The organism is Glutamicibacter halophytocola (genome assembly GCF_001302565.1).
Taxonomy (GTDB): domain Bacteria; phylum Actinomycetota; class Actinomycetes; order Actinomycetales; family Micrococcaceae; genus Glutamicibacter; species Glutamicibacter halophytocola.
The window spans coordinates 2,204,095-2,220,704 of sequence record NZ_CP012750.1 but is presented as its reverse complement, the minus strand read 5'-3'; the positions used below and the strand labels follow the sequence as shown (position 1 = coordinate 2,220,704).

The 16,610-nt window shown below is 61.7% G+C and carries 19 protein-coding genes and 1 riboswitch; of the genes, 16 read left to right on the top strand and 3 right to left on the bottom strand.

What is annotated here, in order from left to right:
* Positions 1 to 37 precede the first annotated feature (37 nt).
* A riboswitch (FMN riboswitch) is annotated at positions 38 to 175 on the top strand.
* 115 nt (positions 176 to 290) lie between these two features.
* From pnuC to hisF, 8 genes are all read left to right on the top strand, one after another.
* The gene (gene pnuC, locus AOZ07_RS10195; protein WP_060701898.1) at positions 291 to 992 is read left to right on the top strand and encodes a nicotinamide riboside transporter PnuC; all 702 of its coding nucleotides are present in this window, start codon (positions 291 to 293) and stop codon (positions 990 to 992) included.
* Between the two features lie 14 nt (positions 993 to 1,006).
* Positions 1,007 to 2,044, top strand: a complete 1,038-nt coding sequence (gene ribD / locus AOZ07_RS10190) for a bifunctional diaminohydroxyphosphoribosylaminopyrimidine deaminase/5-amino-6-(5-phosphoribosylamino)uracil reductase RibD (protein ID WP_060701897.1) — start codon at positions 1,007 to 1,009, stop codon at positions 2,042 to 2,044.
* Positions 2,045 to 2,078: 34 nt separating this feature from the next.
* Positions 2,079 to 2,702: a riboflavin synthase gene (locus AOZ07_RS10185; protein WP_060701896.1), complete on the top strand. Its 624-nt coding sequence runs from the start codon at positions 2,079 to 2,081 to the stop codon at positions 2,700 to 2,702.
* Positions 2,702 to 3,952 (top strand): 3,4-dihydroxy-2-butanone-4-phosphate synthase, encoded by a 1,251-nt coding sequence (gene ribB, locus AOZ07_RS10180; RefSeq protein ID WP_060701895.1) that lies wholly within the window; start codon positions 2,702 to 2,704, stop codon positions 3,950 to 3,952. Before AOZ07_RS10185 ends, ribB begins: the two co-directional genes overlap by 1 nt.
* 27 nt (positions 3,953 to 3,979) lie before the next feature.
* Positions 3,980 to 4,471, top strand: a complete 492-nt coding sequence (gene ribH, locus AOZ07_RS10175; protein ID WP_084793213.1) for a 6,7-dimethyl-8-ribityllumazine synthase — start codon at positions 3,980 to 3,982, stop codon at positions 4,469 to 4,471.
* Between the two features lie 72 nt (positions 4,472 to 4,543).
* The gene (locus AOZ07_RS10170; protein ID WP_058254586.1) at positions 4,544 to 4,807 is read left to right on the top strand and encodes a phosphoribosyl-ATP diphosphatase; all 264 of its coding nucleotides are present in this window, start codon (positions 4,544 to 4,546) and stop codon (positions 4,805 to 4,807) included.
* 138 nt (positions 4,808 to 4,945) lie between these two features.
* Entirely contained in the window at positions 4,946 to 5,794 is an 849-nt protein-coding gene (gene hisG, locus AOZ07_RS10165) for an ATP phosphoribosyltransferase (RefSeq protein WP_060701894.1), read from the top strand.
* 21 nt (positions 5,795 to 5,815) lie between these two features.
* Positions 5,816 to 6,586, top strand: coding sequence for an imidazole glycerol phosphate synthase subunit HisF (gene hisF / locus AOZ07_RS10160; RefSeq protein WP_060701893.1), 771 nt, complete (start codon positions 5,816 to 5,818; stop codon positions 6,584 to 6,586).
* Between the two features lie 52 nt (positions 6,587 to 6,638).
* Here the strand turns inward: hisF and AOZ07_RS10155 are convergent, their stop codons facing one another.
* The 3 genes from AOZ07_RS10155 to AOZ07_RS10145 form a co-directional block, all read right to left on the bottom strand.
* Positions 6,639 to 7,556 carry a hypothetical protein gene (locus AOZ07_RS10155; RefSeq protein ID WP_060701892.1) on the bottom strand — a complete coding sequence of 306 codons (918 nt, stop codon included), beginning with the start codon at positions 7,554 to 7,556 and terminating at the stop codon, positions 6,639 to 6,641.
* Complete coding sequence (locus tag AOZ07_RS10150) at positions 7,556 to 8,179, bottom strand: DUF6318 family protein (protein WP_257720406.1); 624 nt, start codon at positions 8,177 to 8,179, stop codon at positions 7,556 to 7,558. Before AOZ07_RS10150 ends, AOZ07_RS10155 begins: the two co-directional genes overlap by 1 nt.
* 251 nt (positions 8,180 to 8,430) lie before the next feature.
* Positions 8,431 to 9,072 (bottom strand): TIGR03085 family metal-binding protein, encoded by a 642-nt coding sequence (locus AOZ07_RS10145; RefSeq protein WP_075972476.1) that lies wholly within the window; start codon positions 9,070 to 9,072, stop codon positions 8,431 to 8,433.
* Between the two features lie 134 nt (positions 9,073 to 9,206).
* Between AOZ07_RS10145 and hisI the strand changes: the two genes are divergently transcribed.
* The 8 genes from hisI (at position 9,207) to lgt (ending at position 16,298) form a co-directional block, all read left to right on the top strand.
* On the top strand, positions 9,207 to 9,608 hold the full coding sequence (gene hisI, locus AOZ07_RS10140; protein ID WP_060701889.1) for a phosphoribosyl-AMP cyclohydrolase: 402 nt from the start codon (positions 9,207 to 9,209) through the stop codon (positions 9,606 to 9,608).
* 100 nt (positions 9,609 to 9,708) lie between these two features.
* Positions 9,709 to 11,280: an anthranilate synthase component I gene (locus AOZ07_RS10135; protein ID WP_060701888.1), complete on the top strand. Its 1,572-nt coding sequence runs from the start codon at positions 9,709 to 9,711 to the stop codon at positions 11,278 to 11,280.
* Entirely contained in the window at positions 11,277 to 11,867 is a 591-nt protein-coding gene (locus AOZ07_RS10130) for a Trp biosynthesis-associated membrane protein (RefSeq protein WP_060701887.1), read from the top strand. Before AOZ07_RS10135 ends, AOZ07_RS10130 begins: the two co-directional genes overlap by 4 nt.
* Before the next feature lie 156 nt (positions 11,868 to 12,023).
* Positions 12,024 to 12,272, top strand: a complete 249-nt coding sequence (locus AOZ07_RS10125; RefSeq protein WP_060701886.1) for an HGxxPAAW family protein — start codon at positions 12,024 to 12,026, stop codon at positions 12,270 to 12,272.
* A gap of 1 nt (position 12,273) precedes the next feature.
* The gene (gene trpC, locus AOZ07_RS10120; protein ID WP_060701885.1) at positions 12,274 to 13,098 is read left to right on the top strand and encodes an indole-3-glycerol phosphate synthase TrpC; all 825 of its coding nucleotides are present in this window, start codon (positions 12,274 to 12,276) and stop codon (positions 13,096 to 13,098) included.
* 111 nt (positions 13,099 to 13,209) lie between these two features.
* Positions 13,210 to 14,526 (top strand): tryptophan synthase subunit beta, encoded by a 1,317-nt coding sequence (gene trpB / locus AOZ07_RS10115; protein ID WP_060701884.1) that lies wholly within the window; start codon positions 13,210 to 13,212, stop codon positions 14,524 to 14,526.
* Positions 14,527 to 15,309 (top strand): tryptophan synthase subunit alpha, encoded by a 783-nt coding sequence (trpA, locus tag AOZ07_RS10110; RefSeq protein ID WP_060701883.1) that lies wholly within the window; start codon positions 14,527 to 14,529, stop codon positions 15,307 to 15,309.
* Positions 15,309 to 16,298: a prolipoprotein diacylglyceryl transferase gene (lgt, locus tag AOZ07_RS10105; RefSeq protein WP_084793212.1), complete on the top strand. Its 990-nt coding sequence runs from the start codon at positions 15,309 to 15,311 to the stop codon at positions 16,296 to 16,298. Before trpA ends, lgt begins: the two co-directional genes overlap by 1 nt.
* Positions 16,299 to 16,610 lie beyond the last annotated feature (312 nt).

The window sequence follows — 16,610 nt, the reverse complement described above, 5'->3', positions numbered from 1 at the left end:
GCCAAAGTGTGCCAGAATAATTTGTAGTAAACACGAATACGTGCTCCGGGGTCGGTGAAAGTCCGAACCGGCGGTGATAGTCCGCGACCCGCAGCCAAGGCCACAAGCCGAGGATGCGGTTGAACTGGTGAAATTCCGGTACCGACAGTTAAAGTCTGGATGGGAGAAGCACGAATTTGATTTGCCTATTGGCACCGCCGATGGCCCTTAACCGGGCTATCTTCTAGAGCGGAGCCACAGGCCCATCAAATGCACACCCCCGGAGCCGCCGCTTCGAGAAGGGTGGAATGATGGATTTCCTGCGGTGGCTCATTGAAGCTTTCAACTCGCAAATTGCGATCGGCTCGTCGGCACTTTTGGTGCGCGAAGTAGTTGGCAATATTTTCGGCCTCGCCAGTGCCGTCGGCGGCATGCGCCGCAAGGTCTGGGCCTGGCCGCTGGGCATCATCGGCAACCTCCTGCTGCTCACGGTATTCCTCGGCAGCCTCTTTGATACCGGATACACCGCGAATCTCTGGGGCCAGGCCGGCCGCCAAATCATGTTCATCGCCGTATCGGTCTTCGGCTGGTACCGCTGGAAGCAGGCGAAAAACGGGACCGGCCATGCGGTCACCCCGCAGTGGGCCTCGAACAAAACCCGCCTGGCGCTGGCCGCTGTTCTGCTGCTGGGCACGGTAGCGCTTACCCCGCTGTTCCGCGTGCTCGGATCCTACGAGCCGGTCTGGGCCGATGCCTGGACCTTCGTCGGCTCCCTGCTGGCCACCTATGGCATGGCCAAGGGATGGGTGGAGTTCTGGCTGATCTGGGTGGCCGTTGACGCGGTCGGCGTCCCGCTGCTCTTCTCCGCCGGCTACTACGCCAGCGCGTTCATGTACCTGTTCTATGGCGCCTTCACGCTGGTCGGATTCTTCGTCTGGGCCAAGTCCAAACGCGACGCGAAACCCCAGATCGAAATCGAACTGCCCGACCCGACGATCTCGCAGCAGCGCTAGGAGGTGAGCGAACAATGGTGACAACTCAACAACTGGACGCGGCGCTGGGCACTGCGCTGGAAACCGCCGGGCGCGGGCATCGCGGTGCAAATCCGCTGGTCGGCGCCTGCATTTTGGATGGCGACGGGAACTTGATCGCAACCGGATACCACATCGGTGCCGGCCACCCGCATGCCGAGGTCGACGCCTTGCGCCGGCTGGGAAAATTGGATCCGGCCACCGCCGGCAAGCTGACCATGGTCGTCACCCTGGAACCGTGCAACCACACCGGCCGCACCGGTCCGTGCGCCAAGGCGATCGCTGATGCCGGAATCGGGCAGGTGCACTATGCGGTGAGCGACCGGACCGCCGCCAGCGGGGGCGCGGAGTACCTGCGAAGCCGCGGAATCCCTGCGACCCAGTTTGCCGATGACGCCGCAGCCCGGGCCCTGAACCATCGCTGGTTCCTGTCCAAGGAGCAGGACCGCCCCTTCATCACGGTGAAGCTGGCGCAGTCCTTGGATGCGCGAATCAACGCCCCGGATGGCACCAGCCAGTGGATCACTTCCCTGGAATCCCGCAACCATGCCCATGGGCTGCGGGCCCGCGTGGACGGGATCCTGATCGGCACCAACACCGCGGTGATCGACAACCCCCGGCTCAGCGCCCGCACCCGCGATGGCCAGCTGCACGGCAAACAGCCCTACCGGCTGGTGATGGGGCAGCGCGAACTGCCCGAGTCCCTGGCGCTGGCAGAAGGCGATGGCTGGGAGCAGATCAACACCCACGACGTGCACGAGGTGATCAGCCGCGCGAACGAACTGGGGCTGGGCCACCTGCTGATCGAAGGCGGCGCCACGGTGGCCTCGGCGTTCATCGAAGCCGACCTGGCTGACGAGCTGTACTGCTATCAAGCACCGTTGCTGATTGGCGCCGGCAGCTCTTCGGTCAATCTGCCCACCACGACCCTGGGCCAGGCCCATCGCTATCGGCTGGATTCCTCCAGCAACGAATCGCTGGCCCGGCTCGGCGATGACATCATGCTGCATCTTGAACCACTGCCCAGCGCCTAGCGCGAACCCACCAAGAATTTATCGAGGAGAAACCATGTTTACCGGAATCGTTACCGGCCAGGGAATCATCGAGGGGATCGAAACCGTTCCCGAACAGGACCTGGCCATATTGACCCTCAGCGCGCCAGGGCACACCGAGAACCTGGGCCTGGGCGGATCGCTGGCCGTGAACGGCGTCTGCCTGACAGCCACCGAGCTGCAGGGGGAGAAGCTCAGCGTCGACGTCATGGGCGAAACCCTGCGGCGGACCACCACCGGATCGCTGGCCGCCGGCGATCGCGTGAACCTGGAGCGCTGCACCCAAGCCGGCGCCCGGCTCGACGGCCACGTCGTGCAGGGCCACGTGGATACGGTGGGCGATGTGCTCGAACGGGTCGATCACGGTCAATGGACCACCTTCCGCATTTCGCTCGACGACCAGTACGCGCCGCTGGCCGCAGAAAAGGGCTCCATTGCGCTGGACGGCATCTCGCTGACCATCACCGGTGTCTCGCCGGCCAGCGCCACCGGCTCGCACTGGGTAGAAGTGGGCATCATCCCGATCACCCTGGCCGAAACCACCATGGGCACCCGCCAGGTGGGAGACAAGATCAATATCGAGGTGGACGTGCTGGCCAAGTACGTCGCCCGCCTGAATGAATTCGGTGGTGCGCGGTAATGGGCTCCTCAACGCTTGATCCGATCCCGGTTGCGCTGGCCGCGCTGGCCGCGGGCCGCGCCGTCGTTGTCGTAGATGACGAGGATCGCGAAAACGAAGGCGATATCATTTTCGCCGCCCAGCATGCCACCAGTGCGCTGATGGCCTTCACCATCCGCTACACCTCCGGGGTTATCTGCGTTCCGCTCGAGGCCAAGCGGGCCGACGCGCTGGGGCTCGGCCCGATGGTCGGCATCAACCAGGACGCCAAGGGCACGGCCTTCACCATCACCTGCGATGCCGCCGAAGGCATCACCACCGGAATTTCCGCCGCTGACCGCGCGCTGACAACCCGCCTGCTGGCCGACCCTGCCACAGTGCCCGCCCAGCTTTCGCGCCCCGGGCACATCTTCCCGCTGCGCGCCGCCGCGGGGGGAGTGCTGCAGCGACGGGGGCACACCGAGGCCGCGGTGGACCTGTGCCGCGCTGCCGGCCTGGAGCCGGCCGGCGTGATCGGCGAGATCACCAAGGATGACGGCGAGATGATGCGCCTGGATGATTTGCGGGTTTTCGCGGCCGAACATGATCTGCCGTTGATCTCCATCGACGATCTGGCCCGCTGGCGCCGGGTCAACGACGAGATCGAGCTGACGGATCCGATCAAATTGCCGACAGCTTTTGGCGACTTCACCGCCCGGGCCGCCACTGCCGAGGGCAACGAGCACATGGTGCTCAGCCACGAAGGCCCCGGCGGAAGCGCTCCAAGCAATCTGGTGCGCATCCACTCGGAGTGCCTGACCGGCGATATCTTCGGTTCCTACCGATGCGACTGCGGCGAGCAATTGCACGCGTCGATGGAGCAGATTGCGGCCGAAGGCGGGCATGTCATCTATATTCGCGGCCATGAAGGCCGCGGCATCGGACTGGCCAACAAGCTGCGCGCCTACGCGCTGCAAGAATCCGGGATGGATACCCTGGACGCCAACTTGCACCTGGGCTTCCCGGCCGACGCACGGGAGTATTTCGCGGTGGCTGCGATCCTCAAGGCCATGGGGCTGGACACCATCCGCCTGCTGAGCAACAACCCGGATAAGCAGGAGCAGCTGACCAACGCGGGGATCACGGTGGACGAACTGGTAGGACTGCGCATTGCACCGCGCGAGCAAAACTCCGCCTACCTGCACACCAAGCAGGCACGCTTCGGCCACCACCTCGATCTCCCCGACGAGCAGCTGTCCGATTCCGAAGCCGACGCCTACCACGGCGCATAGAACCACCACTACACAGGGAGCAAATGCATGAGCAAGCACGGAGCGCCAACGGATGTTGCCGATCAGCTGGAATCGCTGGCCGGCACCGGCAAGTTCAACGGACTCAAGGTTGCGATCGTTGCAGCCAGCTGGCATGAGGTCATCATGACCGGCCTGATTGATGGCGCGCAGCGCGCCGCCAAGGACGCTGGCCTGGAGGCGAACACCACCCTCATCCGGGTGCCGGGCACCTTTGAACTGCCGGTAGCCGCTGCCAGCCTGGCCGGCGACTACGACGCTATCATCGCCTTGGGCGTGGTCATTCGCGGTGGAACCCCGCACTTCGACTACGTCTGCCTGGCGGCGACCAACGGCTTAACCAGTGTGAGTGTCGACACCAAAACCCCGATCGGGTTCGGCGTGCTCACGTGCGATAACGAGGAGCAGGGCCTTGACCGCGCTGGCTTGGCAAACTCCAGCGAAGACAAGGGCTATGAGGCCTATTCTGCGGCGGTCATGACCGTCGCTGCCTTGGCCTAGCCCATCAGGCGACCCGTCACAAAGAGCCACCTGAATGCAGGTGCTGCCAAGAAAAACGCTAGGATTGATTCCGTGAAAACTTTTGACGAGCTCTTCAGCGAATTGTCGCTCAAGGCACAGCAACGCCCGGAAGGCTCTCGTACCGTCACCGAACTCGACTCTGGTGTCCATGGCATCGGTAAAAAAGTTGTCGAGGAAGCCGCCGAGGTTTGGATGGCTGCGGAGTACGAATCCGACGAGGCCGCAGCAGAGGAAATCTCCCAGCTGCTCTACCACCTTCAGGTTCTCATGATCGCCAAGGGCATGACCTTGGCCGACGTTTACAAGCATCTATAGCCGTCGCGACACTGCGCTCGGATCACCCGCGATCCGAGCGCAGGCATCGCACGGCAGTAACAACGGCCAAAGAAAATAATCCTTGGCGCTTGTTTATGGCTGAACGCCGCAGCGCCACACTGACGAAATGAGTCAACAATGCTCCGCGTAGCCCTACCCAACAAGGGTGCCCTGTCTGAAATCGCTTCCACCATGTTCAAGGAAGCAGGCTACCTCCAGCGCCGCGATTCGCGCGAACTGGTCCTGGTCGACGAAGAGAACCAGGTTGAATTCTTCTATCTGCGCCCGCGCGACATCGCCGTCTATGTAGGCCGAGGCATCCTCGACGTGGGAATCACCGGTCGCGACCTCTACCTCGACGCCGACGTGGACGATGACGTTGAAGAGCAGCTGTCCCTGGGCATCGGCAAATCCGCTTTCCGCTTCGCTGCCCCGATCGGCGCGTTCAACGACGCCAAGCAGCTCAACGGCAAGCGCATTGCCACCAGCTATGACATCCTGCTGCGCCACTATCTCCAGAAGTCCGGCATCGAAGCTTCGATCGTCCGTCTTGATGGCGCCATCGAATCCTCTGTTCGACTAGGCGTGGCGGATGCCATCGCCGATGTCGTGGAAACCGGCAACACCATCAAGGCCGCCGGCATGGAGATCTTCGGTGATCCGCTGTTGCAGTCCGAAGCCGTATTGATTGGCCGTGTTGACCACAAGCCGGCCGGCCTAGACGTGTTGATCCGTCGCCTCAACGGCGTACTGGTCGCCCGACAGTACGTCATGCTCGACTACGACGTGCGTCGCGAACAAGCCGAAGAGGCTTGCGCCTTGACTCCAGGCCTCGAGTCGCCAACTGTTTCGGATCTTGCCAACTCGGATTGGGTTGCTGTCCGCGCGATGGTGAAGAAGTCGCAAACCAACAACATCATGGACGAACTTTACGACGTGGGTGCGCGAGCCATTCTGGTCAGCCAAATCCACGCCTGCCGTATCTAGTAGACAAGGAATCTACCTTCGATGAGCGTTGCTATTCGTGTTATTCCTTGTCTCGATGTTGATGCTGGCCGTGTCGTCAAGGGCGTCAACTTTGAGGGACTTCGCGATGCCGGCGACCCGGTGGAACTGGCTCGGCGCTATAACGAAGCCGGTGCCGACGAGCTGACCTTCCTGGACGTCACCGCATCAAGCGCCGACCGCGAAACGACCTACGAGGTTGTTCGGCAAACCGCAGAAGAAGTCTTCATCCCGCTGACCGTCGGCGGGGGAGTGCGAGCCGCAGAAGACGTTGATCGTTTGCTGCGCAACGGTGCAGACAAGGCGTCGATCAATACCGCTGCGGTCACCCGGCCAGAGGTAATCAACGAAATCACCGAGCGCTTCGGTTCCCAGGTACTAGTGCTCTCGGTTGATGCTCGTCGCACGGCTGATCCGTCGATCGCATCAGGCTACGAAGTCACCACCCACGGTGGCCGGACCGGAACCGGCATGTGCGCCGTTGCCTGGGCCAAGGAAGCTGCCGAGCGTGGTGTAGGTGAAATCCTGCTCAACTCGATTGACGCCGATGGCACCAAGGACGGGTTCGATCTGGAAATGATTCGTGCGGTTCGCGCCGCCGTGTCGGTACCTTTGATCGCCTCCGGTGGTGCTGGGAAGCCAGAAGATTTCCCTCCAGCGATTGCAGCTGGTGCGGATGCCGTTCTAGCGGCTTCCATTTTCCACTTTGGACCCAAGGACATGATCGCCCAGGTGAAGCAGGCGATCCGCGACGCCGGTTATCCGGTTCGCTAGTTCTTCAACAGAAATGGCCCGACACCGAAGTGTCGGGCCATTTCTGTTGAATTCAGTCTTTGGCGATGAGTTCCTTTTTGGTTCGCCAGACGTCGATTGGCAGGGTATTGCTCGGAACTGCTGCTTGTCCGGGAATTGCTTGCCAGGGTCCTCCATCAACGCTGAATTCGCCTCGGTACAAGGTCGTCACTTTGACACCGAATTTTCCTGTCTCTGAGTACGAGTGACTGGTCGGGGTCTCGTCGTGCAAAGTATGCGAAGGCATAGCTTCGCCCGGGAAGCTCAGATTTCTTGTGGCCCCGTCTCCGTAGTTCCAATTCCATTGGATCGGTATAGCCTTGATGCGCACGTCGGACCCGGACAAATTGGATCTGAATTCCTGGGTATCCTCGCTGGCCCAGAAGTGCGTGTGCCCGTTGCGCAAAGAAAACTTGTTCGGCGCACTCTGAATTGTGGACCCCTTGATTGGGAACGAACGAAATTTTTCGATGTCGATCTTGATTTGCCGGATTAGGTTTTCTTCGGGAATCTGGAACTTGGGTGGGTCCCCAGGACAGTAGTTGTACTGGTCAACGAGGCGTCCTTCTAAATCAAGGATTTGACGAGATATTGGATACGATCCATCCTCGCATCTTGCTTGGTCCGGATTGCTGCGGCAGGAATTGACTTTTTCTCGTCCTGGAATGCATACATTGTAGTCACGTATTTTATACTTTATTACTTTTGGAGTATCTTGCTTTTTCTTGTCGTCTTTATTGTTAATCAATATCATTTCCGGGGATTCTCCCTTGAACCACGTTTCATCGTCATCGTTATGATGCTGATCGATGCTCTCCGGTCGCATGAGGATGTCATCTTCACCTGTAGCGCGTCGGGTTTCAAAACCAAGTCCGAAGACGCTTTGTCCTGGAATGAAGCAGAGCATGACAACCTGTAATAGCGCGGCAATTCGAAATGCACCGGGGAACATTAATCGACTCCGATGATTCTGTAGACTTTCCAACCATCGTCAAATTCCAATCCGAGACTGACCTTGGTGGCATCTAGGCCGGGGTTTGAAGACAACGGCTTGTTTGGCTCGACATAAGATTTGATGGCGTCGGCGGTGTATTCGACTGTTACGATAGCTAAGTTTTTACCCGAAATGTAGGAATCTAGAATTATGGGATGGTGCTTACCTCCAACTTGCCATTTACCTTGTTTCTTTGCCCTGTCGGCAGGGTCAATTATTGAATTTCCGCAAACTTCGCATTCACGTGTTGTATATTTCTTTATTTCTTTCGCATCACTAGTGTCGATAGTGTAGTTGACTAGTTCATAGTAAAAATTCGCAAATGAAGCGGCTCCCTCTTGAGAGTTTTTTCTCGCTTGCTGAGGCAATTTAGGAACTTTCACGTACTTTGCTGGTCCTTCAGCGGAAGCTGGAATGGGTGAAGGTGACTTCTGACTCGCGGATTTGCTGGGGCTCTCAGGTTTAGTGGGAGGGCTCTCCGTACGAGACGTTGTGGTGACACTAGTTGTCGGTATGTCTGAGGGCGTCGAATCGCAGGCCGTTAGAGCGACAGCGAATGCAATTACTGCGATTATGTACATCCGGTGATTCATAGGAGTGCCTCTATCTGGCCATCAGGAAAGATTTTGACAATCCTATGCTTGCGGTTGCGATTTGAGTAGTGTCTTAAGGAAACTTGTGGACAACCACCGTGGAAATTCGTTTTCATATCTTGGCGTTATCGCCTCGAAAAAACGGTGCAGTGTCTTTGCGTGCACATGCAGATTTTGCCTGATGCGCTTGAACAGCAAAGTTTGTAAAAATTCAGTCAAAGCGGAGCAAGACTTGAATGCTAGAACCCGGGCTTGAAGCCTTTGACGATTTCCAGGGCGGTCTCTCCGCCTTCAAAAAGCACGAGGCTCTGATCGATGCGCCCGAAACCGTAGAGCATCAATTCAGTGACCGGACCAGTGATCGACACGGCGTTTGGTGCCTTTTTCGCTACGTGCCGCTGGCCGTCCGGGCGGGTCAAGATGATTCCGACGGGAGCCTTGCGGAAGAGGACGCGCGACATGCGAGTCAGGGACTGCCAGAGAAGCTCCGTATATTCCTTGTCCAAAACGCGCGGTGCCCACTGTGCACGGGCACGCCGGACATCTTCGGTGTGGATGAAGTACTCGGAGAGGTTTGCTGCCTGATCGAACTTGTCGATGACAAACGGCGAGTACTTTGCCGGACCCGAGCGGAAAGTGCGGATGAGCGAGGCATAGCGTTCAGGGGACTGCGCCGCATTGGCGAGCTCATTGACCTTGGCCTCGAGCTTCTTGGACAGGGGCTTGAAAACCACGCCCGCGGCAAGGATCGATCGCTCGCGCACAACAAGGTGCGCGGCAAGATGACGGGTTTGCCACCCGTCGCAAAGAGTGTCAGCGGTAGGACCTGCGGCAAGCAAGGTCTCAGCCAACGCGAGTCTGGAAGCCTGAACTAAGTGCATCACTTCTGAAAGTAGCACGGCACGCGCACTGATTACTGCAATGCGCGGGCAGTGTCGCCCATGTCCTGGGGAGCTTTGGCGAGCAGTACGTCACAGGTCAATGAAACCGGGCTAAAACCAGTATGCTAAAGGGGATGTCTACTTCTAACGACGGCTCGAATTTGAGCCCCGAAACCCCAGGCCTGGATCCAGCCATTGCCGATCGGCTCAAGCGTGATGGCAATGGGCTAGTCGCCGCGATCGCGCAGCAATACGACACGGGCAAGGTGCTGATGCTCGGCTGGATGGACGACGAGGCGCTGCACCGCACCTTGACCACGGGACGGGTGACCTTCTACTCGCGCTCCCGGCAGGAATATTGGCGCAAAGGCGATACCTCTGGCCACTTCCAGTTCGTCAAGTCAGTCGCTTTGGACTGCGATGGCGACGCATTGCTGGTGCAGGTGGACCAGGTGGGGGCAGCATGCCACACCGGGACCGAGACCTGCTTTACCGATCGCCAGCTGCCAGCTGCGATCGGCAATCGCCCCGAATAGCACTTTCCAAATTTCTGGCCGCCTGGATGGGCAGGCCGGAATTTGATGCTTCCTGCACGGGATTGACCGCGCGGGATCAACACGTAGAAGAAGAACACTGATGAAAACTCTCGGCAAGATTTCCCCATCGCGCGAGCACTTCGCCACCTTGGCGGCCGATCGCCGCGTCATCCCGGTAACGATCACGGTCCTCGCCGACTCGCTGACGCCCATCGGGCTCTACCGGACTTTGGCCCAAGGGCGCCCCGGCACCTTCTTGATGGAATCGGCAGCCCCGGGCGGGGTGTGGAGCCGCTACTCGTTTGTCGGCGTGAATTCGCCGGCCACCTTGAGCACCCGCGGGGGAGAAGCCTACTGGCAGGGGCACGCGCCCGAAGGCCTGCCCGATGGCGGCATCGGCGTCGAGGTGCTGCGCGATACCGTGCGCGCTTTGAAGACCGAGCCGGTGCCGGGCATGCCTCCGCTGACCGGCGGCATGGTCGGGTTCGTCGGCTGGGAATGCGTGCGCCACTGGGAAAAGCTGCCAAATCCGCCGTTGGATGACCTGAACTTGCCAGAGCTGAGCATGAATCTGGTTGCCGATATGGCGGCCCATGATTCGGTCGAGGGCACGGTGACGCTGATCGCCAACGCCATTAATTTCAACGGCAGCGACGAGAACGTCGATGAAGCCTACGACGACGCGGTGGCGCGCTTGCAGGCGATGCTCGACCAATTGGCCCAGCCCGTGGAAGCCACCGCCTCGGTGCTTTCCGGAACCGACGTTCCGCGCGAAAAGCTCATGGACGAAGTCACCCATTCGTGGGCGGAAAACGAGTACCTTGAGGCGCTGGCCAAGTCCAAGACCGCGATCGTGGACGGCGAGGTGTTCCAGATCGTGGTCTCCCGGCGCTTCGAATTGGAGACCCAGGCCGACGCGCTGGATGTCTACCGGGTGCTGCGTGCCACCAACCCGAGCCCGTACATGTACCTGTTCAACTTCGTCAACGAAGTTGGCGAGGCCTTTGAGATCGTCGGCTCCTCGCCCGAAGCGCTGGTGACGGTCAACGATTCGCATGTGGTCACCCACCCGATCGCCGGTTCCCGTCCGCGTGGCGCGAACTACGAGGATGACCAGCTCTTCGAGAAGTCGCTGGTGAATGACGAGAAGGAACGGGCCGAGCACCTGATGCTGGTCGATTTGTCACGCAACGACCTGTCCCGGGTCTGCCAAGCGGGCACCGTGGAGGTCACCCAGTTCATGGAAGTCGAGCACTTCAGCCACATCATGCACCTGGTGTCCAATGTCGTGGGCAAGACCCGCGATGATGTTGACGCCTACGACGTGCTGGCCGCGACCTTCCCGGCAGGCACGCTCTCCGGTGCGCCGAAGCCGCGCGCCCTGCAGCTGCTCGACGAATATGAGCCGTACCGCCGTGGCATCTACGGCGGAGTCGTGGGCTACCTCGACTTTGCCGGCGATATGGATATGGCGATCGCGATCCGCTCCGCGCTGCTCAAGGGCGGACGCGCCTATGTGCAGGCCGGCGGCGGCATCGTGAACGATTCCAAGTTCGCCGACGAGGCATTGGAGACCGTGAACAAGGCGGCCGCGCCATTGCGCGCCGTTTGGGCCGCGCAATCCATGCACGCAGCACATACCATCAACACCGAACTAGGTGAACGCAAGTGAAGAAATTGACCAGTGCCCGGTACCTGGCCATGGTTGGCGTGCTCGGCGCCCTGCTGGGATTCTGGTCCGCAACCCGAACCTGGATCACCGTGGACGTGGCCGCCAGCTCGGTGCAGATCCCGCAGATCGTGATCGACGGCGCGAGCGCTGCCGCATCGGTCACCGCCGTGTGCGTGGTTGTGCTCGCCGCGTCGCTGGCCCTGCTGATTGCCGGAAAGATCGCCCGCTATATCATCGCGGCGCTGAGCCTGCTGGCCGGCGTGTCGGCAATTGCCGCGGGAGCCGGCGCGCTGGGCGATCCGCAGGCCGTGGCGGCCACCGCCGTGGCCGAGGCGACCGGCCTGGCCCAAAATGCGGGCGACTACTCGGTGACCGCGTGGCCGGTGATCGCCATTGCGGCGGGCATCCTGATGGCCCTCCAGGCGGTGCTGACGTTTGCCTTCGCGCGCCACTGGCCAACCAAAGCCAGCAAGTACGACCGCCAGGCAGCCAAGAGCGCCAGCGTGCCCAAGGACGCCTCCTCGCGGAGCATCGCGAACTGGGAGCAGCTTTCGGCCGGCGAGGATCCTACCTCCGAAGCCAAATAGCAAGACCGGTGGTGATTCGCGCCACCGATTTGAAACGAAAGCCCGGGCAAATAGGATGTGACCGGGCACAGATGGCAGAATGGTTTCTGAAGACCAGCGACGCCGGCCTGCATCCTGGGCCGCGGCGCATCAACAAACATAAGGAGAACGCGAGAAATGTCGCAGAACACCGAGATCGATCCGGTATACGCCGAAGAGATTGGCCACGGTAACTCCATCGCAGCCTGGAGCTGCGTGCTGATCATGACCGTAGGTTTCATCGTCGGCGGCATCGCTTTCGCGAACCTGGCCTGGTCCATCGTCTGGGTCGGCTGCGGCATTGTCGTTCTTGGCCTGGTCGTTGGCGCCATCCTGAAAGCCGCCGGCTTTGGCGTCGGTGGCGCACGCAGTGGAGCATCGCACTAAATTGACTGTTCTTGATGACATCATCGCGGGCGTCCGGGAAGACCTGGGCGCCCGTCGCGCAACCACCAGCCTAGAGGCCATCAAGGCCGCCGCCGCTGAAGCTGCCCCGGCCCGCGACGCATTCGCGGCCTTGGGCGGCGGCGACCAGCAGGACGCACGGGATCACGCCCTGCGGGTGATTTCCGAGGTCAAGCGCAAGTCCCCATCCAAGGGCGCGCTGGCGGAGATTGCCGAGCCTGCCGTTCTGGCCGCCGAGTACGAGGCCGGAGGCGCCTCGGTGATTTCGGTGCTCACCGAAGCCCGCCGCTTTGGCGGTTCGCTGGCTGACCTGGATGCTGTGCGCGCGGCGGTGCAGATTCCGGTGCTCCGCAAGGACTTCACGGTTGATGAGTACCAGATTTACGAGGCCCGGGCCCACGGCGCGGACCTCGTATTGCTCATTGTTGCGGCGCTGGATGATCAGTTGCTGAAAACTTTCCTAGAATTAACGCATCAGCTGGGAATGAACGCCCTGGTCGAGACGCACACCGAGGAAGAAATCCAGCGTGCGCTGAAGGCCGGAGCAAAGATCATCGGGGTCAACGTGCGCAATTTGAAGACGCTCGACGTCGATCCTGCGACCTTCGGCAAGCTTGCCCCGCTGATCCCAGCCGAAGCGGTGATCATCGCCGAATCCGGTGTTGAATCCACCGAGCAGGTCGCCCAGTACGGCGCGGCCGGCGCCGATGCCATCCTGGTGGGCGAGGCCCTGGTGAAGCACGCGAATCCGCGATCCACCGTCGCCGAGTTCATCACCGCCGGAACCGAAGCCAAACCGCAGCGCTAGCCGCCGCGGAGCCAAGGAACCAGGAACTAACTTTCACGTGCCCCGCAGGAGCTTCCGGCGGGGCACGAGACATACCATGAATCAAGCTTCGTTTGAGAAAAGAGGGAATCGATGAGCACCCCGGAGAATTCCGCGCACGGCCAGTCGATCGATGCACAGTCGCTAAGGCACGCCAGTGGCCCCTATTTTGGCGCCTACGGCGGACGATGGATGCCCGAGTCCCTCATGGCCGCCATGGACGAGCTGAACGAGACCTTCGAAGCGGCCAAGAAGGACCCCGAGTTCGTCGCCCAGATCAAGGACCTGAACAAGAACTATTCGGGACGCCCTTCGCTGCTCACCGAGGCCAAGCGCTTCTCGCAGCAGTACTGCGGCGGGGTGCGGATCTTCCTCAAGCGCGAAGACTTGAACCACACCGGCAGCCACAAGATCAACAACGTGCTCGGCCAGGCATTGCTGGCCAAGCGCATGGGCAAGACCCGCATCATCGCTGAAACCGGTGCTGGCCAGCACGGTGTGGCTTCGGCGACCGCCGCGGCCCTGATGGGCCTGGAATGCGTGGTCTACATGGGCGCCGAGGATACCCGCCGGCAGGCGCTGAACGTGGCCCGGATGCGGCTGCTCGGCGCCACCGTCATCCCGGTAACCGTCGGCTCCCAGACGCTGAAGGACGCCATCAACGAAGCCCTGCGCGACTGGGTGGCGAATGTGGAGAACACCCACTACCTGCTGGGCACCGCCGCCGGCGGCGCTCCTTTCCCGGCCATGGTGCGCTACTTCCACGAGGTGATCGGCGACGAGGCCCGCGAGCAGATCCTGGCCCAGGCCGGGCGCCTGCCCGACGCGGTCACCGCCTGCATCGGCGGCGGATCGAACGCGATCGGCATCTTCCACGGTTTCCTCGATGACCCAGAGGTCGAGATCTACGGCTTCGAAGCCGGCGGCGACGGCGTGGACACCGACCGCCACGCCGCCACCATCACCCTGGGCCGCCCGGGCGTGCTGCACGGCGCGAAGTCCTACCTGATGCAGGACGACGACGGCCAGACCATCGAGTCGCACTCCATTTCCGCCGGGCTGGACTACCCGGGCGTCGGCCCGGAGCACGCCTACCTGGCCGACATCGGCCGCGTCAGCTACGAACCGGTCACCGACACCGAGGCCATGGATGCGTTCAAGGCGCTGTGCCGCACCGAGGGCATCCTGCCGGCGATCGAGTCCGCGCACGCCCTGGCTGGCACCATCCGCCTGGCCCAGCGCAAGATCGCCGAGGGCGTCGTGCCGCAGGAGACCATCATCATCGCGAACCTCTCGGGCCGCGGGGACAAGGACGTGGGCACCGCCGCCGCCTGGTTCAACATGATCGACGAAAAAGATGCCGAAGCCGAAATCAACGCGGCCAACTCGCAGAACTCCGAGGAGAAGTAGATGACCCGCGTGACTAGTGCTGAAAAGATCGCAGCCGCCCGTGCCGAGGGCCGCCCCGCATTGATCGGCTACCTGCCAGCTGGTTTCCCGGATGTCCCGACGAGCATTGAAGCCGCCGTGGCGCTGGCCGAAAACGGCGTGGACATCATCGAAATCGGCATTCCCTATTCCGACCCGGTCATGGACGGACAGGTCATCCAGGAAGCCACGGTGCAGTCGCTGGCCAACGGCTTCAAGGTGCCGCAGATTTTCGATATCGTCCGCGGCATCACCGAACGCACCGATGTGGCCGTGATGGTCATGACCTACTGGAACCCGGTGCTCCGCCTGGGCGTGGACGAGTTCTCCCGCCGCTTCGCCGAAGCTGGCGGCGCCGGCCTGATCACCCCGGATCTGGTCCCGGATGAAGCCGACGAGTGGATCGAGGCGAGCACCAAGCACGATCTGGAGCGCGTCTTCTTGATTGCCCCATCCTCCACCGAAGAGCGCGTGCAACGCACCGTGGATGCCTCCAGCGGATTCATCTACTGCGTATCGCTGATGGGCGTCACCGGCGCGCGCAGCGAAGTCTCCTCGGCCGCCGAAGCCGTAGTTGCCGCCGCGCACCGGGCCGGCGCAGCCAACGCCTGCGTGGGCCTTGGCGTCTCGCGCCGCGAGCACGTGGAAGAAATCGGTGCCTACGCTGACGGCGTGATCGTCGGTACCGCCCTGGTGGCCGCCTTGCGCGACGGGGGAGTGCCAGCGGTTGGCCGCCTCGCAGCTGAACTGAGCGGACGAGCCTGATGGGCATCAGCACCCAGCTGGCCCTGGCCCTGCCAGCCTCCATTCCCTCCCCGCCATCGGAGCTGTCCAAATTCAGCATCGGGCCGCTGACCATCCATGCCTACGCGCTGTGCATCCTGGCCGGCATCCTGCTGGCGCTGTGGCTGACCAATAAGCGGATGCAGGCCCGCGGCGGCAATTCCGACATGCTCTGGGACATCGCGATCTGGGCGATCCCCTTTGGCATCATCGGCGGCCGGCTATACCACGTGATGATCACCGACCCGATGTACTACTTCGGGCTGGGCGGGCAACAGGCGCACTGGGCCGAGATACCCCAGCTGTGGCTGGGCGGGCTGGGAATCATGGGCGCGGTATCCCTCGGTGCCCTGGGTGCCTGGATCGGCTGCCGCAAGGCGGGCATCCGGCTCTCGGCCTTCGCCGACGCGGCCGTGCCGGGGCTGCTGCTGGCCCAGGCCATCGGACGCTGGGGCAACTGGTTCAACCAGGAGCTCTTCGGCGCACCGACCACGCTGCCCTGGGGCCTGGAGATCGACCCGAACAGCTACAATTTCCCAGCTGGCCTGCCCGCCGACACGCTCTTCCACCCGACCTTCCTCTACGAGTCGCTGTGGAACGTGCTCGGCGCGCTGGTGCTGATCGGGCTGGACCGCAAGTTCAAGCTGCGCCGCGGAGCGATGTTCTGCTGCTACATGATCTGGTACGGCATCGGCCGCACCTTCACCGAGTCCCTGCGCCTGGACCCGGCCGAAATCATCACCATCGGGCCGCTGGGCCTCAGGGTGCACCAGTGGCTGGCCATCGCGCTGGTGATCGCCGGAGCCATCGCCTTGTTCCTGGTCCTGAAGCGAACCCGCCGCCAGGATGCCGATCCGTTCTTCCTGCCAGGGCGCAAGCCTGAAGCGGCGGCCGAGGGCGCAAACCCGGCCGGCACCGAGGCATCGGCCGACGCCGCAGGCGAGGGGCCGCAGGAAAAAAATATCGAATAGCGAAGGTGCCAGGTTTTCGACCCTGGCTCCGGGCAAGTGCTGATCGGCCGACAAGTATGCCAACTTGTCGGCCGCAGCTGTCTTGCCGCCCGCGCCGGCGGCCCGATGCTGCTTTCATGACGCGCGATCGGCCAAGTATGGCGAAACCTGTCGAAAAAATCGGAAATAATTTCTCGCGGCCCACGATAAGTCTCCGCAACATTCCTGAAACATGAAAAAGCCTCAGAAACTGGTAGACAAAACCGTTTTTCAGGGTTTCGACCTCACGGGGCCAGGTTGAAGCGGCAGCGCGCGGGCCCCGTTTTTAACATT